1 protein-coding gene is annotated in these 492 nt (G+C 37.4%); it reads right to left on the minus strand.

The window, feature by feature from the left end; all coding sequences use genetic code 11:
* Positions 1-122 precede the first annotated feature (122 nt).
* Complete coding sequence (locus tag ACEO2X_RS14150; protein WP_171324958.1) at positions 123-308, minus strand: Arm DNA-binding domain-containing protein; 186 nt, start codon at positions 306-308, stop codon at positions 123-125.
* Between the last annotated feature and the right edge of the window lie 184 nt (positions 309-492).

Below are 492 nucleotides of genomic sequence, written 5' to 3' on the forward strand. Positions count from 1 at the left end.
TACACAGTGCACTGGGTTATGTATCGCCTTTTGAGTTTGAAGCAATGTACTATGATAAGATTAACCCGTTAGGTCAGGTGGCCTAACTTAAATAAAAAAGTCTCCGACAAACCCGGTACGGTTCAGTGCCATTTCCACTTCCCTACCTCATCCTTAAAGCGGACTTGCCAAGTTTTTTTTCCTTTTGGTGATACACGAAAATAAAGCCCAGCATCACATGAAATACGATACTCCTTATCCTCAGGTTCAAGATTAAGAAGATGGGTATCTTTGATTTGTTTGATGTTATCTAAAGCCGCTCTTTTCATAACAAAATCTCTTGTATCCGAGTAATTCAGAAAGAGTATCGGATACAAGATTGGATACGGTAATACCCCCATTTTTAATTGAATTAATGGGTAGAAAATCTAAAGCCTTGTTATTGTTTAAAAATAGGTGGACAACCATTTACTGACATATGAGGTCGTTCATGATTATAAAAGTACTGCCAGT

The organism is Acinetobacter sp. AL9, assembly GCF_041464035.1.
GTDB lineage: Bacteria > Pseudomonadota > Gammaproteobacteria > Pseudomonadales > Moraxellaceae > Acinetobacter > Acinetobacter towneri.